At 33.9% G+C, this 25,282-nt stretch carries 25 protein-coding genes; 15 read left to right on the top strand and 10 right to left on the bottom strand.

What is annotated here, in order from left to right; genetic code table 11:
- Positions 1-57: 57 nt before the first annotated feature.
- Entirely contained in the window at positions 58-1,131 is a 1,074-nt protein-coding gene (gene apbC / locus B9N71_RS04355) for an iron-sulfur cluster carrier protein ApbC (protein WP_085164368.1), read from the bottom strand.
- Between the two features lie 250 nt (positions 1,132-1,381).
- On the opposite strand from apbC, the gene metG reads away from it, so the two are divergent.
- A complete protein-coding gene (gene metG / locus B9N71_RS04360; protein WP_085164370.1) occupies positions 1,382-3,409 on the top strand; it encodes a methionine--tRNA ligase in 2,028 nt (675 codons plus the stop codon).
- 454 nt (positions 3,410-3,863) lie between these two features.
- Here metG and B9N71_RS04365 read toward each other — a convergent pair whose 3' ends face one another.
- Positions 3,864-4,649, bottom strand: a complete 786-nt coding sequence (locus tag B9N71_RS04365; protein ID WP_085164372.1) for an SDR family NAD(P)-dependent oxidoreductase — start codon at positions 4,647-4,649, stop codon at positions 3,864-3,866.
- Positions 4,650-4,771: 122 nt separating this feature from the next.
- Positions 4,772-5,443: an NADPH-dependent F420 reductase gene (locus B9N71_RS04370; protein ID WP_085164374.1), complete on the bottom strand. Its 672-nt coding sequence runs from the start codon at positions 5,441-5,443 to the stop codon at positions 4,772-4,774.
- A 127-nt stretch (positions 5,444-5,570) separates the two neighbouring features.
- Between B9N71_RS04370 and B9N71_RS13485 the strand changes: the two genes are divergently transcribed.
- Complete coding sequence (locus B9N71_RS13485; RefSeq protein WP_370738299.1) at positions 5,571-5,762, top strand: helix-turn-helix domain-containing protein; 192 nt, start codon at positions 5,571-5,573, stop codon at positions 5,760-5,762.
- On the top strand, positions 5,759-6,442 hold the full coding sequence (locus tag B9N71_RS04380) for a LysR substrate-binding domain-containing protein (protein WP_085164378.1): 684 nt from the start codon (positions 5,759-5,761) through the stop codon (positions 6,440-6,442). The genes B9N71_RS13485 and B9N71_RS04380 overlap by 4 nt, the downstream gene beginning before the upstream one ends.
- A 76-nt stretch (positions 6,443-6,518) precedes the next feature.
- Here the strand turns inward: B9N71_RS04380 and tolC are convergent, their stop codons facing one another.
- Positions 6,519-7,862, bottom strand: coding sequence for an outer membrane channel protein TolC (tolC, locus tag B9N71_RS04385; protein ID WP_085164380.1), 1,344 nt, complete (start codon positions 7,860-7,862; stop codon positions 6,519-6,521).
- Between the two features lie 139 nt (positions 7,863-8,001).
- Between tolC and nudF the strand changes: the two genes are divergently transcribed.
- Both nudF and cpdA read left to right on the top strand, forming a co-directional pair.
- The gene (gene nudF / locus B9N71_RS04390) at positions 8,002-8,631 is read left to right on the top strand and encodes an ADP-ribose diphosphatase (protein ID WP_085164382.1); all 630 of its coding nucleotides are present in this window, start codon (positions 8,002-8,004) and stop codon (positions 8,629-8,631) included.
- Positions 8,632-8,797: 166 nt separating this feature from the next.
- Positions 8,798-9,628: a 3',5'-cyclic-AMP phosphodiesterase gene (cpdA, locus tag B9N71_RS04395; RefSeq protein WP_167370053.1), complete on the top strand. Its 831-nt coding sequence runs from the start codon at positions 8,798-8,800 to the stop codon at positions 9,626-9,628.
- Between the two features lie 38 nt (positions 9,629-9,666).
- On the opposite strand, the gene cls is transcribed toward cpdA, so the two are convergent.
- From cls to fldA, 5 genes are all read right to left on the bottom strand, one after another.
- Positions 9,667-11,130: a cardiolipin synthase gene (gene cls / locus B9N71_RS04400; protein ID WP_085164386.1), complete on the bottom strand. Its 1,464-nt coding sequence runs from the start codon at positions 11,128-11,130 to the stop codon at positions 9,667-9,669.
- 6 nt (positions 11,131-11,136) lie between these two features.
- Positions 11,137-11,592 carry an acyl-CoA thioester hydrolase YciA gene (yciA, locus tag B9N71_RS04405; RefSeq protein WP_065560601.1) on the bottom strand — a complete coding sequence of 152 codons (456 nt, stop codon included), beginning with the start codon at positions 11,590-11,592 and terminating at the stop codon, positions 11,137-11,139.
- A gap of 24 nt (positions 11,593-11,616) precedes the next feature.
- On the bottom strand, positions 11,617-12,159 hold the full coding sequence (locus tag B9N71_RS04410) for an inner membrane-spanning protein YciB (protein ID WP_085164387.1): 543 nt from the start codon (positions 12,157-12,159) through the stop codon (positions 11,617-11,619).
- Between the two features lie 66 nt (positions 12,160-12,225).
- Entirely contained in the window at positions 12,226-12,684 is a 459-nt protein-coding gene (gene fur / locus B9N71_RS04415) for a ferric iron uptake transcriptional regulator (protein ID WP_034909755.1), read from the bottom strand.
- Between the two features lie 79 nt (positions 12,685-12,763).
- Complete coding sequence (gene fldA, locus B9N71_RS04420; protein ID WP_085164389.1) at positions 12,764-13,276, bottom strand: flavodoxin FldA; 513 nt, start codon at positions 13,274-13,276, stop codon at positions 12,764-12,766.
- Positions 13,277-13,454: 178 nt separating this feature from the next.
- Here fldA and sucC point away from each other — a divergent pair, with 178 nt between their 5' ends.
- From sucC to hslU, 10 genes are all read left to right on the top strand, one after another.
- On the top strand, positions 13,455-14,627 hold the full coding sequence (gene sucC, locus B9N71_RS04425; protein ID WP_085164391.1) for an ADP-forming succinate--CoA ligase subunit beta: 1,173 nt from the start codon (positions 13,455-13,457) through the stop codon (positions 14,625-14,627).
- 24 nt (positions 14,628-14,651) lie between these two features.
- Positions 14,652-15,524, top strand: coding sequence for a succinate--CoA ligase subunit alpha (gene sucD / locus B9N71_RS04430; RefSeq protein WP_085164392.1), 873 nt, complete (start codon positions 14,652-14,654; stop codon positions 15,522-15,524).
- 98 nt (positions 15,525-15,622) lie between these two features.
- Positions 15,623-17,200, top strand: coding sequence for a cytochrome ubiquinol oxidase subunit I (locus tag B9N71_RS04435; protein WP_085164394.1), 1,578 nt, complete (start codon positions 15,623-15,625; stop codon positions 17,198-17,200).
- Positions 17,201-17,212: 12 nt separating this feature from the next.
- Positions 17,213-18,349, top strand: coding sequence for a cytochrome d ubiquinol oxidase subunit II (gene cydB, locus B9N71_RS04440; protein WP_085164396.1), 1,137 nt, complete (start codon positions 17,213-17,215; stop codon positions 18,347-18,349).
- A 291-nt stretch (positions 18,350-18,640) separates the two neighbouring features.
- Positions 18,641-19,036 (top strand): tol-pal system-associated acyl-CoA thioesterase, encoded by a 396-nt coding sequence (gene ybgC / locus B9N71_RS04445; protein ID WP_085164398.1) that lies wholly within the window; start codon positions 18,641-18,643, stop codon positions 19,034-19,036.
- Entirely contained in the window at positions 19,037-19,717 is a 681-nt protein-coding gene (gene tolQ, locus B9N71_RS04450) for a protein TolQ (RefSeq protein WP_034909742.1), read from the top strand.
- 2 nt (positions 19,718-19,719) lie between these two features.
- Entirely contained in the window at positions 19,720-20,145 is a 426-nt protein-coding gene (gene tolR / locus B9N71_RS04455; protein WP_085164399.1) for a colicin uptake protein TolR, read from the top strand.
- Positions 20,146-20,166: 21 nt separating this feature from the next.
- Positions 20,167-21,297, top strand: a complete 1,131-nt coding sequence (tolA, locus tag B9N71_RS04460; RefSeq protein WP_167370054.1) for a cell envelope integrity protein TolA — start codon at positions 20,167-20,169, stop codon at positions 21,295-21,297.
- A 147-nt stretch (positions 21,298-21,444) separates the two neighbouring features.
- Positions 21,445-21,972 (top strand): ATP-dependent protease subunit HslV, encoded by a 528-nt coding sequence (gene hslV / locus B9N71_RS04465; protein WP_025316169.1) that lies wholly within the window; start codon positions 21,445-21,447, stop codon positions 21,970-21,972.
- Positions 21,973-21,995: 23 nt separating this feature from the next.
- Positions 21,996-23,321 (top strand): ATP-dependent protease ATPase subunit HslU, encoded by a 1,326-nt coding sequence (gene hslU, locus B9N71_RS04470; RefSeq protein ID WP_085164403.1) that lies wholly within the window; start codon positions 21,996-21,998, stop codon positions 23,319-23,321.
- Between the two features lie 63 nt (positions 23,322-23,384).
- Here hslU and asmA read toward each other — a convergent pair whose 3' ends face one another.
- Positions 23,385-25,265 carry an outer membrane assembly protein AsmA gene (asmA, locus tag B9N71_RS04475; protein WP_085164405.1) on the bottom strand — a complete coding sequence of 627 codons (1,881 nt, stop codon included), beginning with the start codon at positions 25,263-25,265 and terminating at the stop codon, positions 23,385-23,387.
- Positions 25,266-25,282: the final 17 nt, after the last annotated feature.

A 25,282-nucleotide genomic window follows, 5' to 3' on the forward strand; every position in this document is an offset into this window, starting at 1 on the left:
AAAGATCAACAGCCCCTAGTATTGGCTGTTTTTACAGCCAATAGCTGGATTTTTAAGTTACAATGTCTTAAAAGCAATATCAGGCAAAATCGCTTCACCTTGCCAATATAACTCACTAGCAATACTTCCTGCAATTTGATAATAAAGTTGGCTAAATTCGTTATCAGGGTGGTTAATGACCGTGGGCTTTCCTGTATCAAGATCTTGGCGTAACATCTTTTGAAGTGGAATTTGCCCTAGCAATTTGGTTTGATATTGCTCAGCTAAATGTTTAGCACCACCTTCACCAAAGATGGCCTCATGATGTCCACAATGTTCGCAAATGTGGTAACTCATGTTTTCAATAATTCCTAGTGTTGGTATGTTTACTTTATTAAACATGGTAATACCTTTTTTTGCATCGATTAAAGCAATATCTTGAGGAGTTGTGATAATCACAGCAGCAGTAACTGGAATGTTTTGCGCTAGGGTTAATTGGATATCCCCTGTGCCTGGAGGCATATCAATGACAAGATAGTCGAGTTCTGGCCAAAGCGTATCTTGTAAAATCTGTAATAGTGCTTTACTTGCCATAGGTCCACGCCATACCATGGCACCATTAGGATCAACTAAATAACCAATGGAATTACTAGCAAGCCCATATGCCATGATTGGTGTCATATGTTTATTATCGGGTGTTAAGGGTTGCTGGTTTTCTGTACCTAGCATGGTTGGGATCGAGGGACCATAAATATCTGCATCTAAGATCCCCACTTTAGCGCCTTGTTTTTGTAAAGCTAGCGCAAGATTGACCGCTGTTGATGATTTACCCACACCGCCTTTTCCTGAGCTTATTGCGATAATGTTTTTTATATTATTAATGGCATTTTGGTTATTAGCACGTTTTAAAGTAGCAATTTTATATTCAATATGCCAGTCAACTTCATTAACGCTGTTAAGTTTAAGCAATTTTGGAGTGGTTATTTTTTTCAATTCTTCAAAAGTAGATTGCCAAGCGAAAGGCATTGTTAAATTTATAGTTAAGTGGTGATTAACTATTTCGCATTTTTTTATTGCCCCGAGTTCAAGTAAATTTTTTTGTAGAGTTGAATGAATAAAATTTTCAAGAATTTTTTTTACTTCAGTGTTCATTATGGTTATCTCTTTATGCCTCAGTATTTATACTCGTTTTATTTCCAATTACCTTGTATTAAAAGCGTAAAATACCTTAAATAATAAGGCGGTAAACAGTAAATTGGTTTACCCTCATAAAAATGATTATTTTCTGTTTGAAATATGAATTGAGTATATAAATTTTATCAAATTATGGCATAAATCTAGCGATAATCCCACGATTGATGTACTATTTCTGCCATTATGTAAAAAAGGGTAATAAATCAACATGACAACTCAACGCAAAATATTGGTGACTTGTGCACTTCCTTATGCCAATGGTGCAATTCACTTAGGTCATATGCTAGAACACATTCAAGCTGATGTATGGGTACGCTATCAACGTATGCGTGGTAATGAGATCTATTTTATTTGTGCTGACGATGCCCATGGCACGCCAATTATGCTAAAGGCTCAGCAATTGGGAATTACTCCAGAGCAGATGATTAGTGAAGTCAAAACCGAACATCTACGTGATTTTTCTGGCTTTAATATTAGTTATGATAATTACCATTCAACCCATAGCCCAGAAAATCGTGAGATATCAGAGCAAATTTATAAGCGCTTGAAAGCGAATGGTTATATTAAAACTAAAGTTATTTCACAGCTATTCGATCCTGAAAAACAGATGTTTTTACCTGATCGCTTTGTAAAAGGCACTTGCCCACGTTGTAAAGCGCCTGATCAGTATGGTGATAACTGTGAAGTGTGTAGTGCTACTTATAATCCTATTGATTTAATTGACCCTAAGTCTGTGGTTTCGGGCGCTACGCCGATTTTAAAAGAGTCTGAACATTTCTTTTTTGATCTACCAGCTTTTTCAAATATGTTACAAGAGTGGATTCGCTCAGGAACATTACAAGATCAAGTTGCTAATAAAATGCAAGAATGGTTCGAATCAGGCTTACAACCGTGGGATATTAGCCGTGATGCACCTTATTTTGGATTTGAGATCCCCGATGCGCCAGGTAAATATTTTTATGTCTGGTTAGATGCGCCAATTGGTTATATGGGATCTTTCTTAAATTATTGTAATAAACAAAATAAACCAATTTTTGATGAGTTTTGGGACAAAAATTCAAATACAGAACTGTATCACTTCATTGGTAAAGATATTGTTTATTTCCACAGCTTATTTTGGCCAGCAATGCTTGAAGGTAGCGAATATCGCAAGCCTTCCAATATTTTTGTACATGGTTATGTGACTGTTGATGGTGCAAAAATGTCTAAATCACGCGGTACTTTTATTCAAGCAAGTACCTATCTAAAACATTTAGATCCTGATTGTTTGCGTTATTATTATGCGGCTAAATTGTCGTCACACATTGATGATATTGACTTAAATTTAGAAGACTTTGTTCAACGTGTAAATAGTGATTTAGTTAATAAAGTTGTTAATATTGCTTCGCGTTCGGCTGGTTTTATTTATAAACGCTTTGACGGCAAATTATCAGATAAAGTGGCAGAGCCTGAACTGTATTCCTTGTTTGTTAAAAAAGCAGAAGTGATTGCTGACTACTTTGAACAACGCGAATCAGGCAAGGCAATTCGTGAAATTATGGCACTTGCTGACGAAGCTAACCGTTATATTGACGAAAAGGCACCTTGGGTGGTTGCTAAACAAGAAGGGCAAGATCAAACATTGCAAGATATTTGCTCAATGGGTATTCACTTATTCCGCATCTTAATGACCTATTTAAAACCCATTGTGCCTTCATTGGCTGAACGTACAGAAGCATTTTTAAATAGCAAATTAGAATGGAATGAAATTGATAATGCTTTAACAAGTCATAAAATTAATCAGTTTAAAGCTTTATTTAATCGTATTGATATGGATAAAATTACAAACATGATTGAAGAAACAAAACAACAAGCTGCATTAGCCCAACCGGCAAAACCTAAAGTTGCAGAGCCTATTGCTGACACGATTAATTTTGATGATTTTGCTAAAGTCGATATGCGCGTTGCTTTAATTAAACATGCTTGCTTTGTTGAAGGATCCGATAAATTACTTCAATTAACGCTTGATATTGGTGACGAAACCCGTAATGTGTTTTCAGGTATCAAGCAGTTTTATCCTGACCCAGAGGTGTTAATTGGGCGTTTAACTATTATGATTGCTAACTTAGCTCCTCGTAAAATGCGCTTTGGTGTTTCTGAAGGTATGGTGCTTTGTGCGAGTGGTAAAGGTGATGATGAAGGTGTGTACCTACTATCACCAGATAGTGGTGCTAAACCAGGAATGCGAATTTCGTAATTGATATCCTTATTATAAAAACTGCATCTTAACAAGTTAATATACTTGTTAAGATGTTTCAGGAAACTATGCGTTTCAGTATAAAATTTGCTTATTTGATAAATAATTGTAGCGTTAGTTTTTTTGGGGCTGTTTTTTTTATTATAAATGTGTTGCCATTCAAGTTTTGAATTTATGTCGTTGAGGGGACTGATGGTTGGTTGCTTAAACTTTTTAAAAAGCCTATAAAAACCTTTCCGTTTACACTTAGAAACCTATTTCATATCTGGCGCCCAATTTCATTTAAACGCCATTTTTTGATCGAAGTAAATAAAGTTTCACTTTAAATCAATATGCTATATTTTTCTTTTTATCCTGAAATTTGGCAATCAAAATAACGACTGCCAAAGCTCAATTTTGTTAAAATTCATATTTTACTGTTTGGTTTAACATTACTTGTAAATTCATTATTTTCTTACTTTTGATTTTCTGACGGATTTCCTGAATAATGAAATATGCTGTCTTTTAGTGAAAAAGAGAAATCTTTAGTATTAATCTCACCAATAATTTTGTTGCTATCGTATAAAGCCAGTAAAAATTCGGCCATTTGCTTTGCTGTATGGTACTTTGTAAAAGTTGCATCGTAGTTGTATTCACTAACATTATTGGCTTTTTCACCAAATTCCGTTTTTGTTGCAGCGGGAGCCAATACCTTTGCGGTTAATTGTGCGTTAGCTTGCTTTAATTCCTGTGCTAGCCCTTCAGTAAAAGCATTGACATAGAATTTTGTTGCGCAATAAGTTACCGCATTAGGAACGAGAGTATACCCGCCTCGGGAGGAGATGTTTATTAGTTGTGTTTCGGGTTCATTTTGATATTTACGTACATACAGTGTTGAAAAAATCGTTAGGGTTTCAATATTTAAATGAAGCATTGATTCGATTTTTCCTAAATCTTGATCGCTAACACTGCCGTAATGACCAAAACCGGCATTATTAATCCATGTTTCAATAAAATAGCTGTCTAAATCATTAAAAAGGGAATAAGCGTTGGTTGGTTGTGATAAATCACAAAGTTTTATAATTACTTCTAATGCTGGGGAAATTTTTGCAATTTCTTGTTGTAAAAGTGCCAAATTTTCTTGTCTTCTTGCAATAACAATAAGGTTTTTATTTCGTTTTGCAAAAGCAATAGCTGTTGCATAACCTATGCCTGAACTTGCGCCGGTTATGACGGTATATTTTTTATGTGTATTGGTCATTTTTATTTCCTCTAATATTTCAAATATCTGTATTTAATTAAAACTATTCAAATTATTAAATATATGATAAATATAACTTTATTCTACTGGGAGGTGGACTCATTTTGGTCTTTTATATTTTTTTATTGGTTATTTGTTTGCCATGAATTATGTGGTACTTCAACTTCTTTAGAGGCTTGAGCTAAAGCATCATTCAATCGTTGACGGCTTAAAGGTATGCAATATGCAGGCTTTGCACGTTCAAACCGCCAACTGTTTGATAAAGTGCCTACATCAACATAATCATAGCCTCTACTTTCTAGTAGAGTGAAAATAATTTGTTTGGCAGCTAAGTCATCTCCAGCTATAGGAATTGCTCTCCTATCTGATTTATCATTGGGTTTTGCATCTTTAATAACATCTTTTGCGAGAATCGCATTAAAAACTTTAACTACTCTAGATTTATCAAGATGTTTAGCGACTAACTCGCTGGTTGTTGTTTCATGATTATCTAATTGTCCTAAATGACCATCGCGGGCAGGATAATAGTTAGTGGCATCAAGTACTATTTTTCCGCTGAGTAGCTCTGCTGGTAATTGTGTATAATTGATAAAAGGAATAGCAACGAGAATTATATCACCAAATTTAATGGCTTCTTCTTGGCTCCCAATTTGGCAGTTTAAGCGTGTGGCTACGCTAAATAACGTCTTTTTATCTCTAGAATTACTTAACATAACTTGATAACCTGCGCGCATAAATAATGTTGTGTAGGCTTGACTTACAAATCCTGCCCCTATAATGCCGATTTTTTTCATATATTTACTCTGTTTTTATTTGTTTACTTGATTTGCGTTATAATATTTATAAAATAAAAGATAGTAAATGGCTTTAAAATTGTTTTATTAACAACTGGAGATTGGTAATATGGATCTTTTTAGAAGTATGAAGGCTTTTGTATTGACTGTGAAGACAGGTTCATTTGCATCGGCATCTATCTCATTAAATACCTCTCCGCAAATGGTTGCGAAATATATTCTTTTTTTAGAAACTCAATTAGGGTTAAAGTTACTTAATCGAACAACACGCTCCAAAATCTTACCGAATTTGGTAAGCAGTATTATGAGCGCTGTGTGAGTATTTTAGGTGAAGTTGAAGCCACTTCTATGCTTGCGCAACAGTTTTTAGATAAACCTAGTGGTACGCTTAGAATTAGTGCACCATTTACTTTTGGTAATTTTACTTTAGTGCCATTAATTAGTAGTTTTATGAAGTGTTATCCCCAAATTAGTGTCGATATACAGTTAAGTGATCGTTATGTCGATTTAATTAAGGACGGTTTTGATATTGCTTTTCGGATTGGTGATTTGAGTGATTCAGGGCTTATTGCTCGTAAACTTAATCCTCATCAACTTATTTTTGCTGCCTCACCAGATTATTTAGCGCAATATGGTGTTCCATTAATACCTGATGATTTGAAAAAGCATCAATGCTTGATTTACCAATATGTGAATCAGAATAAAAAAGATCATGTTTGGCCGTTTATGATTAATGGTGAAATAGTTAATATTCCTATATCAGGGACATTTCAAAGTAATCAGACTTCAGCGTTAGTGATAGCTGCGATTGAAGGATTAGGTATCACAATGTTGCCAGAATCTATGTTACAAGAGCCAATTAAGCAGAAAAAATTATTTCCCATATTACAAAAATTTTTACCACCTGCCAAGCCGCTTAATATGCTTTATACTGCTGATCGTCAGCAACCACCAAAATTAAAAGCATTTATTGAATTTGTGTTGAATGCAATATCGTAATAGGTGTGTTTTTTATACATAATAAAAAAGGCGATTTGCTCGCCTTTTTTAACAGTTGTCATAAAAGAACCAATAGTTATTTTATCGTCACTAAAGTGCTCACTTCTTTACCTAACATATTGTTTAAATAAACTAAATCGTTGGCAGTTAAGGTTCCTACTGCATATTTTAATTGTAGTAAACTGGTTAAATAGTTATATTTTGCATCTGATAAATTTCGTTTAGAACTGTATAGTTGAGTTGTTGCAGTTAATACGTCGACAATTGTTCTTGTTCCTACTTGATAACCAGAATTGGTTGCTTCTAATGAACTTTGTGCAGAAACTACCGCTTGTTGATAAGCTTTGATGGCACTTATTGATGATGAAATATTATTGTATGATGAGCGAACTTGATTAATTACACCTCGATTGGTACTTTCTAATTTTTCGCTAAAACTCACGTAATTTTGTTGTGCTTGCTCAACTTTAGACATTGTTGCACCACCTGAAAAGATAGGTAGGTTTACACTGACGCCAACATAGTTATTCCCTGAATAAGATTTACCATGAGCGCCAGTCCCTACGCTATTACCGTATCTATCAGTTTTATTCAAATTAGTTGATGCATCTAAACTTGCTGTAGGTAAATGTCCGGCCTGTGAGAGTTTGATTTGTTCACGCGCTATGTCTTGATTTAACCTCATTGTTAATAAATTAAGATTAGATTTTTCAGATTGTTTTAACAGTGCGCTGATTTGTGCTGGTGATTCTGTTTTAAATGTATTGGTATTGACACTTGCTAAACTTGAATAAAAACGACCACTTACTTGGCGCAGTGCTTCAATGGCATTATTTAGATCATTTAATGCATTAACTTGTTGTGCAACAGTTAAGTCATAATTGGCTTGAGCGTTTTGTACATCGGTAATTGCTACTAAACCAACTTGATGTTGTTGACGAGTTTGTTCTAACTGACGGCCAATTGCTTTTTTCTGTGCATCAATAAAGCTTAATGCATCAAGTGCTTTTAATACATTAAAATAAGCGACAGAAGTATTTAAGATTAATGTTTGACCTTGGTATTGATAGGCAATATCAGCAATACTTGCTTGTTTTTTAGTAATATCTAAGGCTTTCCAATTTGAGAAATTAAAAATGCTTTGAGATACTGCGACTTGGTATAAGTTGCCATTTTTAGATTTTACACCACTTGTATCACGTCGACCATGAGTAACACCGTAGGAAGCACTTAAACCAACTTGTGGTAGTAAACTTGCTCGAGAACCTGAAATTGCTGCGTATGCTTTATTTTTTTCAGCTAATGAACTACGTAGATCTGGGTTAGTTTCTTTTGCTTGTTCATAAACTTGTATCAAATTTTCAGCAAAGACAGATTGGCTTAACGCTAAGCCAATTAAAAAGGTTAAGGTTTTTTTCATCAATCTTCTCTTTAAAAATCATTAAAATATAGTAGTATTTTTAATAGCGTAATTTTAACAGATAATTAGTATATAGTAAGTATTGTTTGTGTGTCATTCGCACTTTTTATTCAAATTCAGTTTAAATTCGGGAGCTTTTATGAAAATTAAAGACAGTTTGGTAAATTTTGACAAAAATGATGTGTTTAATTTAACAAAACGAATCTTGTATAAAGGTTTTTTTTCTTTGCTTGAATATCGTTTTCAATATCGAAAATTTGATGGTTCAATTAGTGAGATTGTAACTCGTGAAATTTTAGAACGTGGGCATGCGGTTGTACTTTTAGCATATGATGTAAAACGTGATGAAGTTGTGCTAATTGAGCAAATCCGGATTGCTGCGATTGAAACCCAAGATAGTCCTTGGATACTAGAACTTATTGCAGGTATGATGGATCATGAGAATGAATCATTTGAAGAAGTAGCAAGACGTGAAGCAATGGAAGAGGCGGGAGTTGTTATTGGTCGATGTAAACCCATCATCAGTTATTTAGCATCTCCTGGAGGTTTAACTGAACAATTGCACATTTTGGTGGGTGAAGTTGACTCATCAACCGCTGAAGGCATTCATGGTCTTGACGAAGAAAGTGAAGATATTAAAGTTCATGTAGTAAGTCGAACTCAAGCTTATCAATGGGTTAAAGATGGAGTGATTAACAATGCTGCATCAATTATTGCGCTTCAGTGGCTAGAACTTAATCATGAGCTCTTAAGAAAAGAGTGGAAATAACTTTTTAGGCATCATTTTTAATTATTTCTTTCATAAATGTGAGAACTATTTTACACTTTAATAGAATGCTAGGATTTATAATAAATTGTTTTTTCAGTCACAATGTCTATTGTGTTGTTGACATTATTAACCATGATTATAGATTAATAGACAATTGGGGTGAATTTTGGAGTCATTTCTAAAACTTCCAATCTGTAATAAAAATTACGGTAAAATATTACATATAACTGATACTCATCTTTTCGCTGATGACAATGCTTCATTGCTTGGTGTTAATTCTAATGCAAGTTTTCTAGCGGTTATAAATGAAGTTGAACGTAGTAATAAGAAGTTTGATTTAATTGTAGCAACGGGTGATTTTGTACAAGATGGCTCTAAAAAAGCTTATGCGCGTTTTGCAGAACAAATAATTAAGTTTGACACCCCTTGTGTGTGGTTGGCTGGCAATCATGATAATTATTCGTATATGCAAGATGTGTTTGCAAATTATCAACTTGTTGATAATAAGGTAGTTTTGTTGGGAGATAAATGGCTAATTATTTTATTGAATAGCCAAGTTGTTGGTCAGGCTTACGGTTTTTTGTCTGGATCTGAACTTAAGTTTTTACATAATGTTTTAACTGAACATCCTAATAGAAATGCATTAGTTTTTTTACACCACCATCCAGTTAATTCTGGTTGCTATTGGTTAGATCATCATATTTTAAAAAATAGTGACCAGTTAGAGAAAATTATTCAAAAACATCCCAATGTAAAAGGAATTGGGTGGGGACATATTCATCAAAAACAAGATTATGTTTGGCATAATTGTAAGGCATTTTCAACTCCTTCCACTTGTTTTCAATTTAAACCTGAATGTTACGATTTTCAATTATCAAGCGACGATGCACCAGGTTGGCGGGAAATCACACTTAAGATTGATGGTTCTATTGATAGTGATGTTTATCGATTAAAGGATAATCAGTTTTTGCCTGATGTTTCTCAAAATGGTTATTAGTAGTTAGTAATCATAATAAGTTTAAAATAGGTTAATAATTACAACAAAGGTGCGAAAAAGTAAAAAAGCCGCTCGACAATGCGTTGCCAAATAGGGCGTTGATTCCACTCTTTGGTGTTTATTTCATCTGAATTAGATAAATATTTTTGTAAAAGATTTGATAAAGATTTAGCGAACTCTGCATCATCAATCACAGTTGTAATTTCAAAATTAAGCCACAAACTGCGCATATCTAAATTGACAGTACCGACAAGACTTAATTGATTGTCAATTAAAACACTTTTGGTATGTAGCAAATTATCATTGAATTGATAGAGTTTTACTCCGCCGTTTAATAATTCAGAAAAGAATGCTCGACTTGCCCATTTAACCATTAGTGAGTCATTATTTTTGGGAATGATGATAATGACTTCAACACCTCGCTGTGCAGCTGTGCATACAGCATGTAAAATATCATCACTTGGTACTAAATAAGGTGTAGTGAAAATAATTTGTTCTTGTGCCGAATAAATTGCTGTTAATAATACTTGGTGGATCATGTTTTCCATATAACCTGGACCCGATGCGATTAATTGCATAATGTGTTTATTATCTTCAGGTGGTTCAGCGAAATCAGTAATTTTCGGTAGTGATAAATATTTGCCAGTTTCTAATTCCCAATCACTGGCATATAAGGCACCCATAAGGGTTGTAACGGGACCATTCATTCTGACCATGATATCAACCCATTTGCCAACATGTTTATTTTGTTTAAAGAAAAGCGGATCGACAATATTCATACTACCAGTATAAGATATATAGTTATCGATAATAGCTACTTTGCGGTGTTGACGTAAGTCTAATCGCCTAAACATAAATCGAAGTAAATTTACTTGTAAGGCTTCGACAATGATGATGCCTGCAGCACGCATTCTTTTACTAGCATTACTTTTAATAAAATGTCTGCTACCAGCAGAATCAACCATTAATCGGCAAGTTACACCTCGTTTAGTTGCTTGAATAAGTGCTTGCTCGACATCATCAGCACGACCACCTTCATTCCATATATAAAATACCATTTCGATATTTGATGTCGCATGATTTATATCATCAATTAAACGGTTAAAAATTATGTTTGTTTCACTCAGTAACTCAATATGATTGCCATTAATTCCATCAAGACCAGTTTGATGTTTACAAAGTTGAAAAATCGGTTTGCTGACTTGGCTGACTTTGTTGGTGAATATGTCAGGAAAGTCACTTAGTTGGTTAATAAACTTGGAAATAGTCGGGCGCATTTTTTGTGCGCGTTTAACTCGTTGCTGACCTAAGTGAGCTTCGCCCAGTGAAAAATAAAGAATCACACCGACAAGCGGTAAAATATAAATAACCAGCATCCATGCAATAACATAAGTTGTCGGTCTTCGCTTAAAGACAATCCGTAAAGTTGTTGAAACAATGATCAACCAATAAATAAGGAAGATCAAAGTACTAATTAATGCATGAAATGAGGTAAATTGCATATTTAATTAGCTATCAGTTAGGTTTAACTTGGTTATTGGATCTTTAGTACAATCATAATTTTGAAATACTTCAGGTAATGGTTTTGGATTATTATGTTTATCTACTGAAACATATGTGAATACGGCATCTGTTATGCAAAACCGTTGTGTTGAATCCGATGTATCTATGACTTTTTTAACCCAAACTTCAATACCAATTGTGATAGAGGTTTTTCCAGTTTTGATGCAATGAGCATAACAACAAACAACATCTCCTACCATTGCGGGCTTGTAAAATGTAATACTACTAGCATTAACGGTTACAACTCGATTTCTGGCTATTTCTTTTGATAAAATACCTCCAGCGAGATCCATTTGAGACATTATCCATCCACCAAAAATGTGACCATGCGGATTAGTGTCAGCAGGCATTGCTAGCGTTCTAAGTACTAATTGACCTTTAGGGGCTATATTTTGTGTCATGCTAAATTACTCCGTATGTACAATTTATTTATTTTCGGTATCTTTATTCATATTTTTATAGATATAGATACCTGATATCAACGATAATAGTAAGGATGCACCAGGTAAAATAAATACTTTAAATATCCAAAAGAAATCATCTGTCATGTAATAGGTCGCACCTAAACTAATGGTGCCACATAATATAAAAAAGAAGATCCATAATAAATTTAATTTATTCCATATGTTGGTCTCTAGTTGTATTTCTTTACCTAACATTGTTTGAAGTAGGTTTTTTTTGAAAAAAAATTGGCTAACTAATAGGGCTGAGGCAAATAAGAAATTAATAATAGTTACTTTCCATTTAATAATATTGGGATCACGCATATAGAGTGTGAATCCACCAAAAACCATAACCATCAGATAAGAAATTAGTTCTACTTTATCTAATTTTCTATATAAAACTAGAACAAGAAGAAAACACAAGGTAGCAGCAATCATTAATGCTTGAACGCCAACAAAAATATCATACTTGGTTAGAAATACAAAAAAGAATACAAGAGGAATAAAATTTAAAAGTTGTTTCATTCAATTATTGTCCTAGCACTAAAGATGAATTGATATATTTTAAATAAAAAGCCTATTGGAATAGGCTTATTTTTTGTGATGAAGTTCGGGATGGGCTTTGCAATCACCCGACTGGCAATGGCCATATAGATATAAACTGTGAAAAGTTAAATTAACACCATATTGTTCGGCAATCTCTTTTTGTCTAGCATTGATAATATCATCACGAAATTCAAACACTTCGCCACAATCTAAACAAATTAAATGATTATGATGTTGTTGTGTTGCTAGTTCAAATACTGCCTTACCACCCTCAAAGTTATGACGAGTAACAATTCCAGCATCATCAAATTGATTCAAAACACGGTAAACTGTTGCAAGTCCAATTTCTTCCCCCATATTAAGTAGTTTTTTGTAAAGATCTTCTACAGTAATGTGTTGGCATGAAGGATCTCGTAATAATTCTAAAATCTTTAATCGTGGTAACGTAACCTTTAAACCAGCGCTTTTGAGTGCTTCATTATTATCATTATCATGATTTGTCATATTACTTTCCAATTAATTTATTAATCATAATTCATTATAGGAACTATGTAGGGTAAATAAAAGAAATCAATTCAATAGACTAAATTTTCATTTCTGTTTTAACTTGATTTACCCAATTATTAATACGTTCTTCGGTTAATTCAGGTTGACGATCTTCATCAATGGCTAAACCAATGAAATGAGTGTCATCAACTAAGCTTTTAGATGCTTCGAAACTATAACCTTCGGTTGACCAGTGTCCAACAATTTTTGCTCCTTTAGGTTCAATAATATCGCGGAGTGTTCCCATAGCATCACAGAAATATTCTGCATAGTCTTCTTGATCGCCACAACCAAAGATAGCCACTGTTTTACCACTAAAATCAATTTTTTCTAAATTGGGAAAAAAGTCATCCCAGTCAGCTTGAGATTCACCATAGTACCAAGTTGGAATACCGAAAAATAGGTAATCGTATTGTTCAATGTTTTCTTTAGTGGCTTTTGCAATGTCGAAAAGATCAGCTTTGTCACTACCTAAAATGAGTTGGATTTGCTTTGCTACATTTTCTGTATTACCTGTATCACTACCAAAAAAAATACCAACTTGTTTCATATTTGTACCTTTACTATCTATGATATTAAAATATTTTAGGAGTATATCATTGTCACTTATTATCAGCAATAATTCTAAATTACACAGAACATAAGTTATTATGTGCTATACAATTTATTTATCTTGCATTAAAATTATTGCCTATTTTTTATATTAAATTAGGCTGTGGAATTTCATTATGAATTTGCATGAGTATCAATCTAAATATCTTTTTAAACAATATAATCTGCCTGTACCAGAAGGGTATGTTTGTAACTCAATTGGTGAAATACAAGATACATTAGCTGAATTATCTTCAGGGGCAAATTTAGGAGCTTGGGTTGCTAAATGTCAAGTTCATGCAGGGGGAAGGGGTAAAGCTGGTGGTGTTATTTGTACTCAAAACTATAGTGAAATAATGCAATTTGCTGAAAAATGGTTAGGGCAATATCTAGTTACTTATCAAACCACCGATAAAGGTCAACCAGTTAATAAGATTTTAATTGAAAAAGCGTCTAATATTCGGAAAGAACTTTATTTAGGAGCAGTGGTTGATCGTAGTTCCAAGCGTGTAGTAATTATGGCTTCGACAGAAGGTGGTGTTGATATTGAAAGCGTTGCTGAAAAAACACCATATTTAATTTATAAAACTTCACTTGATCCGTTAACTGGTCCCTGTGCTTACCAAGGGCGTGAACTTGCGTTCAAATTGGGATTAACAGGTAAATTAATTAATCAATTTACAAAGTTATTTGTTAATTTTGCAAAACTATTTTTAGAAAATGATGTTTCATTAGCTGAAGTTAATCCATTAGTGATTACTGATTCCGATGAACTAATTTGTTTGGACGCAAAAGTTGTGTTAGATGATAATGCCATTTTTAGACATCCTAATTTAAATATTTTAAGGGACACAACTCAAGAAGATGAACGTGAGTCAATTGCCGCAAAACAAGGTATTAGCTATGTATCTTTAAATGGCAATATTGGTTGTATGGTTAATGGTGCAGGTCTTGCGATGGCAACTATGGATATTATTAAACTACATGGTGGTTCGCCAGCTAACTTTTTGGACGTTGGTGGTGGCACAACGAAAGAGCGTGTTGCTGAAGCATTTAAGTTGATATTATCTGACAAAAACGTGAAAGCGATTTTAGTTAATATTTTTGGTGGTATTGTTCGTTGCGATTTAATTGCCGATGGAATTATTAGTGCAATTAAAGAAATAGGTCTTACTGTTCCTGTTGTTGTTCGCCTTGAAGGTAACAATGCACAGCTTGCTCGAGAAATTTTAGCTAAAAGTAAATTAAATGTTATTACTGCCGAAAGTTTACTAGATGCGGCCCAAAAAATTGTTGCTGTTGCCAAATAATAGGACGCATGGAGAATAGTTATTATGTCAATTTTAGTTAATAAAGAAACAAAAGTTATCTGTCAAGGATTTACTGGTAGTCAGGGAACTTTTCATTCTGAACAAGCGCTTGCCTATGGTACTAAGTTAGTTGGTGGTGTGACACCAGGTAAAGGAGGAACAACCCACTTAGGTTTACCTGTTTTTAATACTGTTAAAGAAGCGGTTGTTGCAACTGGTGCAACAGCTAGTGTTATTTATGTGCCAGCAGCATTTGGTAAGGATTCTATTTTGGAAGCGGTTGATGCAGGCATTAAACTAATAGTCTGTATTACCGAAGGTATTCCAACTCTAGATATGCTTGTTGTTAAGGCAAAATTACAACAAAATAATGTTGTAATGATTGGACCAAATTGCCCGGGTATTATTGTTCCTGATGAATGTAAAATTGGTATTATGCCTGGACATATTCATCGTGCAGGAAAGGTTGGCATTGTTTCGCGTTCTGGAACGTTAACTTATGAAGCGGTTAAACAAACAACGGATATTGGTTTAGGGCAATCCGTATGTATAGGTATAGGAGGTGACCCTATACCTGGTAGTGATTTTATTTCTATTTTAGCATTGCTTGAGCAAGATCCTAAAACTGAAGTTATTGTAATGATAGGTGAAATTGGTGGTAGTGCTGAAGAAGAAGCAGCTGAATATGTTAAAAAACATGTAATTAAACCTGTTATAGCTTATATTGCTGGTGTTTCAGCTCCATCAGGAAAACGTATGGGGCATGCAGGTGCAATTATTTCAGGAAAGAAAGGAACAGCGGTAGAAAAATCTAAAGCATTGCAATCTGCAGGTATTACAGTTGTAACAAGCCTTACCGATATAGGTGATGCAGTAAAAAAACAACTCAAAATATAAATTTTTTGATGTATATCAATTTTATTCTGTGATTATCGGTGTATAATGCTTGGCAATAACGTAGAAATTTGTGAGCATTTAAGGATTAGGGAGCGTTTATGCTAGATATAGTAGAACTTTCACGGCTCCAGTTTGCTCTTACTGCAATGTATCATTTTATTTTTGTTCCATTAACGCTAGGATTAGCGTTTATGCTAGCAATTATGGAAACGGTATACGTTGTTAGTGGTAAGCAAGTCTGGAAAGATATGACAAAATTCTGGGGTAAACTGTTTGGTATCAACTTTGCAGTAGGTGTCGCAACAGGTTTAACCATGGAATTTCAATTTGGTACTAACTGGTCTTATTATTCGCATTATGTGGGAGATATTTTTGGTGCACCGTTAGCTATTGAAGGTTTAATGGCATTCTTTTTAGAATCAACCATGGTAGGTTTATTTTTCTTTGGTTGGGATAGATTAAGCCGTGGTAAACATTTAATGGTAACTTGGTGTGTCGCATTTGGCTCTAACCTTTCAGCTCTTTGGATTTTAGTCGCTAATGGTTGGATGCAATTCCCAATAGGTTCTGAATTTAACCCTATTAATTCACGCATGGAAATGGCTAATTTCTATGAGTTAATTACTAATACAGTTGCTCAATATAAATTTGTTCATACTGTTGCAGCAGGTTATTTAACAGGTGCTATTTTTATTTTAAGTATTAGCTCTTACTATTTGTTAAAAAAACGTGATGTTGCCTTTGCCAAACGATCTTTCGCTGTTGCAGCCACATTTGGATTTATTATGTCAATCGTTGTGGCGATTATGGGTGATGAAGCAGGTCATGAGATGACAACTGTTCAGCCAGCTAAACTTGCAGCAATTGAAGCAGAATGGGAAACTCAACCTGCCCCAGCATCATTTAATGTTATTGCTTTTCCATCACAAAGCAATAAAGAAAATTTGTTTGCAATAGAGATCCCATATGTTATGGGAATAATGACCACTCGTTCACTTGATACTCAAGTAACAGGATTAAAAGATATTTTAGCAAATAATGAAAAAAGAATTCGCAATGGGATATTAGCCTATAGCAATTTGGAGAAGATCCATCAGGGTAATCAAGACCCTAATGTACTGAAAGCTTTTGAAGATAATAAGTCTGATTTAGGTTATGGTTATTTAGTCAAGCGTTTTACTGATCGTGATAATTTGGCTATACCTCAGGCTACTGAAGAGCATATAAAGGCTGCGGCAGAAGACTCAATTCCTACAGTTTGGCCTCTATTCTGGGCTTTCAGAGTTATGGTTGGCCTTGGTGTATTAATGATTTTGGGGACTGGGTTTTCTTTATGGACCACTTATAAAAATAAAATTGGTGAAAAGCGTTGGTTACACCGCATATTAATTCTTTTTTTACCGTTCCCTTGGCTGGCATGTGAGTCAGGTTGGTTTGTTGCCGAGTATGGACGTCAACCTTGGGCAATTCAAGACATCTTACCGACTGGAGTAGCAAATTCATCATTAACAGCTGGTGAAGTGTTATTCACTATGGTTCTTATTTGTGGACTTTATACACTATTCTTAATTGCTGAATTATTCTTAATGTTTAAATTTGCTCGCTTAGGGCCAAGTTCTTTAGGCACAGGCAATTATCATTATGAAAAAACACAACCGGTAACAGATAGGACATAGGGAGTATACACAATGATTGATTACGAGATTGTACGCGTCATCTGGTGGGTGCTGATTAGTGTTGTTTTAATCGGTTTTGTTGTAACGGATGGTTTTGATATGGGCGTTGGTATTTTATTACCGTTTATTGGTAAGACTGATACAGAACGTCGCATTATGATTAATGCAATTGCTCCTCATTGGGATGGTAACCAAGTATGGTTAATTACTGCTGGTGCAGGAATATTTGCTGCTTGGCCAATGGTATACGCTGCGTCGTTTTCTGGTTTTTATATTGCAATGATTTTAGTTCTTTGTGCGCTATTTTTTAGACCAATTGGTTTTGATTATCGCAGTAAACTAGAAAATTCAAAATGGCGTAATTTATGGGATGCTGGTATTTTTGCAGGTAGCTTTTTGCCAGCATTAGTTTTTGGTGTTGCTTTTGGTAACTTATTAGAAGGTGTTCCTTTCCGATTTGATAACTCTTATCGGGTATTTTATGATGGTAACTTCTTTGGTTTGCTTAATCCTTTTGCGTTGTTGACTGGCGTTGTTAGCTTAATGTTATTTGTTGCTCATGGTGGTGCTTGGTTACAAATGAAAACATCAGGGGAGCTTTATTTAAGGGCCAGAAAGGCTACACAAATTGCCAGCTTAGTAATGTTAATTGCATTTGTTTTGGCTGGAGTTTGGGTTGCATTTGGCATTCATGGTTATGAAGTTACCAGTGTGATTGATTATAATGCAGCATCTAATCCATTGACTAAAACAGTTTCTACTGATGCGTCATGGTTAGATAACTATCTGAATTATCCAGTTTTATGGATAGTCCCTGTTTTAGGTATGGTGTTACCACTGCTTACTATTCTTTTTTCTAGTCTAAACAAAAATGCATTAGTATTTATTTCATCAGTATTAACAATTGCCTGTGTTTTATTTACCTATGGTATTGCAACTTTTCCATTTATTATGCCTTCAAGCATTATGCCAAATGCAAGTTTAACAATATGGGATGCATCATCAAGCCAATTAACACTTAATATTATGTTTATTGTGGTTCTTATATTTTTACCTATTGTCCTTATATACACCATTTGGTCATATATCAAAATGTTTGGGAGACTAGATAAAAATCATATTGAAAATAATAAACATTCTCTTTATTAAGGAACTATTATGTATTACATTTTGTGGTTTATAGGAATTATTGCTGCATGTATGCTATCGGCTGTTACAGGTTTGTTAGTCGAAAGAGGTAGCGAAAAAGAAACTAATAACAAATAATATCAAGTATAAATTAATAAAAAGGTGACAAATAGTCACCTTTTTAATTAGTAAGTAAAATATTAGCAATAAAAGAAAATGATAATTGTTTTCATTTATCATTTTTTATATCATAGTGCAGGGAAGTTTATATTCAGATATAATAACACCAAATTTGATTAGTGTGATTTGGATATGAAACAATTCAGTTGGAATGCAAGAGTTTATTATGAAGACACAGATGCTGGCGGTGTAGTTTATCATGCTAGATATCTAGCATTTTTTGAAAGAGCAAGGACTGAAATTTTAAGACAACTAGGAATTAGCCAACAGACCTTATTACAAGAAAATATTGCGTTTGTTGTTAAAAAAATGGATATTAGCTACCATTTTCCTGCTCGTTTAGATGATATGCTTACTATTAGTACTAAGGTGGATCAAACTCGCAAAGCATCTATTATTTTCAAACAGACTATTGTTAATCAAAATGAACGAGTTATCAGCACAGCAGATGTGCTTATTGCCTGTGTAGATATCGCTAAGATGAAGCCATGCGGGCTTCCTAAGTTATTAGTTTTGGAGTTTATATAAGTGGAAAATCTGAACATTATTAATCTATTTTTGCAAGCGGGTTTGTTAGTACAATGTGTTATGTTATTGCTACTTACTTTTTCTGTTATATCATGGGCTATTATATTTCAACGGAGTAAGATTTTAGGAAAAGCTAAAAAACAAGTTGAGGAATTTGATAATAGTTTTTGGGCTGCTGATGATTTAAATATTTTATTTGATAAAGCGAAATTTTATAAAGAAGAAATTAGTGGTACAGAGCATATTTTTTATTCAGGTTTTAAGGAGTTTTCACGGCTTTATCAAATTAATCCAAATATGGCAGAATCTGCTTTAGATGGAGCATTGCGTTCTATGCGTTTAGCTATGAATCGTGAACTTGATATCCTTGAATTACACATTCCTTTTCTAGGTACAGTAGGTTCTATTAGTCCATATATTGGTTTGTTTGGTACTGTTTGGGGAATTATGCATGCATTTATTTCTTTAGGTGCAGTTAAACAGGCAACGTTACAGATGGTTGCGCCAGGGATTGCTGAAGCATTAATTGCAACCGCAATTGGTCTATTTGCTGCTATTCCTGCCGTACTTGCTTATAATCGTTTATCATTGAGTGTGAGTCGAATTGAACAAAGCTATCTTAACTTTATTGATGAATTTTCTGCAATTTTACAACGCCAAGCAGTTGCTGTTAGGAAATAATTATGAGTAGAAGTAGACGTTCTCGTTATTCGACTAAAGCTGAGATCAATATAGTACCTTTACTTGATGTACTATTAGTATTAGTGCTTATTTTTATGGCAACGGCACCAATTATTAGTCAAAGTGTTGAAGTTGATCTACCTGAAGCATCGGAATCTAAGACGATTTCACCATCAGAAACTAAACCAATCATTATTGAAGTGTCAGGCGTTGGAGTTTATGCTCTAATTATTGAACAGGACCGTCAAGCTAATTTACCACAAGAAAAAATTGTTGCAGAAGTTAAGCAACAGATGTTGCTTAATGAAAAGGCTGTGTTTTTAGTTGGTGGAGCTAAAGATGTTCCCTATGAAGAAATTATAAAAGCGTTGAATTTATTACAATCAGCAGGTGTTAAGTCTGTAGGATTAATGACTCAACCAATTTAAATATTATAAAAGATGTCAGCAATGTCTCATAAGTCAAATTCAAAATTAAGTATAGCTATTGTAATATCTATTATACTACATATGATTTTAATTATTATTTTAGGTTACCGAGTTATGTATAGTAATGATGTTAATTATGGTAGCTTTAACGGCAATTCTATTGATGCTATTATGGTTGATCCTTCTGTAATGGATGAACAATACCAAAGACAACTAAAAACACAGATTAGCCAAAAACGGGCTGAGCAACAAAGGCAGCAACAAATAGAAGAGCAGGCTCAAGCTTTACAAGAACAGCAACTGGCTCAACAGCAACGACTTAAAGAGTTAGAAAGAGAGCGCTTAAAAGTAGAAGAACTACAAAAGAAAGAGGCAGAAGCTGCACAGGCGGCACGGATAGCAAGGCAAAAAGAAGAAGATGAACGTAAAGCTAAAGAACAGCTAGAAGAGCAGCAAAGACAAGCTGAAAAGCATCGTTTAGAACAACAGCAAGCGGAATTGGCTAAACAAAAAGCTGAGCAAGAAGCTAAATTAAAAGCTGAGCGAGAGCTATTAGAAAAGCAACGTGAGGAAAATCAACGTAAACAAGAAGAGTTAATTAAACAAAAAGCTGAACAAGAAGCTAAAGCTAAAGCCGAACAGGAAATTATAGAAAAGCAGAGAATTGAAAATGAACAAAAACAAGCTGAGTTAGCTAAAGAGAAAGAAGAGCAAGCAAAAAAGCAAGCCGCTGAAAAAGCTGCTGCAGATAAGGCAGCTGCCGATAAAGCAAAGCGAGCTGCACAAGCCAAAAAAGATAAAGAACTTGATAATTTATTAAGCGGGCTAACATCTGGCACATCTAATCCATCAGGTGGTGCTGCTAGTCGTAAAGGTGTTTCTGATGGTGAGCTAAATAAATACAAATCCTTAGTTCAAAATGCCATCAGTAATAAATTCATTAATCCTAATAAATTATATAGTGGTCGGAATTGCGTATTAGAAATTCAAATTGCACCAGATGGTCTATTACTTGATGTTAGCGCAACAGGTGGTGATGATGCTTTATGTCGAGAAGCCCTTTCTGCGACTAAACTTGCTATCATTCCAAAACCTGCAAGCACATTTTATAATCAAGTAAAAACAATGACAATTGACTTTCAACCAAAATAGTTTTGTTTGTGAACGTTATATTCTTTGATAATTTTTAAAATAAATTATCATTACCTCCAAATTGAAATGTTGAAATTAAATTAATCATCCCAATATATAGTCTATTCATTCCAAATCAAGTTACTTAAGTGAAAGAAGGAGCAGAATATGACAACAATTGTCAGTGTCCGTCGTGAAGGGCAAGTAGTTATCGGGGGCGATGGACAAGTTACGTTAGGCGAACGTATTATTATGAAGGGAAATGCTCGTAAAGTTCGTCGTTTATATAATAACAAAGTTATTGCAGGTTTTGCTGGTGGTACAGCAGATGCTTTTACACTGTTTGAACTGTTTGAGCGAAAATTAGAGATGCACCAAGGTCATTTAACCAAAGCCGCTGTTGAACTTGCTAAAGATTGGCGAACAGATAGAATGCTACGTAAACTAGAAGCACTACTTGCTGTTGCTGATGAAAGTGCGTCATTGATTATTACAGGTACTGGCGATGTTATCCAACCAGAAGATGATTTAATTGCTATTGGTTCTGGGGGCCCTTATGCGCAAGCAGCGGCACGAGCACTACTAGATAATACCTCACTTTCTGCACATGATATTGTGCAAAAATCATTATCGATTGCTGGAGATATTTGTGTTTATACCAATAATTTCCAAACAATTGAAGAACTTAATTATTAATCTGATTTAAGAGAAATTTAACTATGTCTGAAATGACTCCTCGTGAAATTGTAAGCGAACTAAATCAACATATTATTGGGCAAGAAAAAGCAAAACGTTCTGTTGCAATTGCGTTACGTAATCGTTGGCGCCGTATGCAACTAGATGAAACATTACGTCATGAAGTTACACCAAAAAATATACTTATGATTGGGCCAACAGGTGTTGGTAAAACTGAAATTGCAAGACGTCTAGCCAAATTAGCACATGCACCGTTTATTAAAGTAGAAGCAACTAAGTTTACCGAAGTTGGTTATGTGGGGAAAGAAGTTGATTCAATTATTCGGGATTTAACTGATTCTGCAGTAAAAATGATCCGTCAAGAGGCGATTGAACGCAATCGTAATCGAGCGGAAGAATTAGCTGAAGAGCGCATTTTGGATGTACTTGTACCACCAGCTAAAGATGGGTGGGGACAAGTTGAAGATAATAATACAACAGCAAGACAAGCTTTCCGCAAAAAATTACGTGAAGGTTCACTTGATGACAAAGAGATAGAAATCGAATTAGCTGGTGTTAATATTGGTGTTGAAATTATGGCTCCTCCAGGTATGGAAGAGATGACCAATCAATTACAGTCAATGTTTCAAAATTTAGGTGGACAAAAAACAAAACCACGTAAAATGAAGATTAAAGATGCGCTCAAACAAATAATTGAAGAAGAAGCTGCTAAATTGGTTAATCCTGATGATCTTAAACATGAGGCGATTGAAGCAGTAGAACAAAATGGAATTGTTTTTATTGATGAAATAGATAAAGTTTGTAAACGTGGTAATTCTTCAGGCCCAGATGTTTCACGTGAGGGAGTACAACGAGATCTTTTACCATTGGTTGAAGGTTGTACAGTGTCGACTAAACATGGATCTGTTAAAACGGATCATATTTTGTTCATTGCATCAGGTGCTTTCCAAACAGCAAATCCATCTGATTTAATTCCTGAATTACAAGGCAGATTACCAATTAGGGTTGAATTACAAGCTCTAACAAGTGAAGATTTTGAACGTATTTTAACCGAACCAAATGCTTCACTTACTGTTCAGTATAAAGCTCTAATGGCAACTGAAGGAGTTAACATCGATTTTACCTCGGATGGTATTCGTAAAATTGCGGAATCAGCATGGCAAGTAAATGAGCAAAATGAAAATATTGGTGCCCGCAGGTTGCATACTGTTTTGGAACGCTTGATGGAAGATGTTTCATTCGAAGCTAGTGAACTCGGTGGAGAAACTGTAACTATTGATGCTAAATATGTAAGCGATCATTTAGATAAGCTTGTTGCAGATGAAGATCTAAGTAAGTTTATTTTATAAAAAGTTTAACTTCTAAACATAAAAAGGTGAAGATGAATTTGCTCAACTTCACCTTTTTTCTTGTTACTTTCTTATTAGCTCGCCTAAGATATCTGCAGCTTTTGATTTAGATTTTGAATTATCTTTAGAGTCATGAGTTTTTAATTTTTCGCGGAGTTTGTCTAAACGGTCTTGTAATTTATCGCTTAGTGCATCGGTAATTAATTTACTCATATCTATTTGATAATGAAGATTAGCAAATTGCCCATAAATACGTAGTGGTATTGTTAACTTTTGCAGTTTACTAATTGTTTCACTTTTACCGTTCCAGCCACCTAATATTTTTAAATTCAAATTAACATCCAAATCTTGTTTTAAAAAACCAACTCGCCCTGATCCATCAATGACATCAAGAGTTTCAGAATTGGCATTTAATGTCGACAATTGCAAATTACCTTGCCTCAAATTACCAATAGCTGAAATTTTATGGAATTCAGTATATTTTTTTTGATTTTCAGGAGTCATGATGTCCTTTGAATATTGAGTTGCCGTATTTTGGATGATTCTTTGAATATTTAAATTATTTAGCCTTGCATTAGTTACTACTATATTCAAATTTCCTTGCAAGTTGGCTAAGATTTTTGAACCAGATAAGCTGTTGCTTTCTAAATCTCCAGTAGCGTTAAATAAACCCTCTAGCTCATGTGCTATATTTAATTGATTAAAAAATGTATTTAAATCAACATTGGATATTTTGGTATTAAGCTTCATTAGTGTACTTTTTTGTTTACCATTTGCTAAACCAGTTGCAGCTATATGGCCATTAGCAATATCAAAGTTAATCTTTTTAAATATTGCAATACCTTCCTCATTGGTCATATCAATGTCAATATTATTTAATGTTACTTTGTTAGCATTAATCTGTTTAATATTTAATTTAGCTTTAGCATTAAAATTATTCAGAAAGTTTAATTCATTATTGATTTTTGTGACATTCGACACCACTGGTGAAGTTTGTTGAGGATTTGCTTCTTTATTTGAATTTTGACTTGTTTTCAAGAACGAAGTGAGATCGATTTTATCTGAATTTAACTGCAAATTTATATATGGTTTATTTGCTAAATCAGCATTTATTGTGGCAGTAAAATGATTTTCATTAATTGAAAAAGTTAAATTTTGGCTTTTAAGTAACATTTGTGGATGTTGGTAGTTAAATACACCGCTAATGTTACCTTTTAGCTCTTTTGTTGAATTGTCTACACCTTTATAAATGAAATCTAATTTCTTTAAATCGATTAACGCTTGTTCTGGAAATTGATTTAAATCGACATATGCATGTATCAAATAAGATAAATCTTGTTGATTTTTATCTATATTACCTTTTAAATCGATAGAAATATTTTTTTCACTATTTTGTTCTAACACTAGATTAATATTTCTAAAGTTAATTAAATCATTATTATGTTGTAATGTCACAGTACTATCACTAACTTCAAATTTATTTAAGCTAAATTTCCAATTAGATGAAATTTCTTGATCTTTAGAATCAGTTGGTTTATTCGTAGTCGTATTAGATGATGTTTTTGTACCATTTTTTGCAATATTGCCTTTACTTTCATTGGTGATACTGATAACTGCTGATTTTATAAAAACATTTTTGACTGATAATTTTTTGGAGAATAGAGGTAGTAACTCAACGTCTAATCTCATATTATCTGCAGCTAAAAGGGGTTTTGAAGCTCCTGCATCAGTTAGCTTAATTGAATCAGTTAAAATACTCACTTGCGGCCATATATGCCAACGTAAATTTCCATCGATGGATAATTCATATCCTGTTTTATCTTTAACTGTATCAGAAATAAACCCACGAAAGTTGTTGGGATCAACAAAAACAATCAATGAAACAATACTAATTGTTATGACTAGAATTAAGGCAAATAGAATAACCAATATTTTTTTGATCATATTAATGTTCCTTCGTT

It is taken from the genome of Gilliamella bombi (genome assembly GCF_900103255.1).
In the GTDB taxonomy this organism is placed as follows: domain Bacteria; phylum Pseudomonadota; class Gammaproteobacteria; order Enterobacterales; family Orbaceae; genus Gilliamella; species Gilliamella bombi.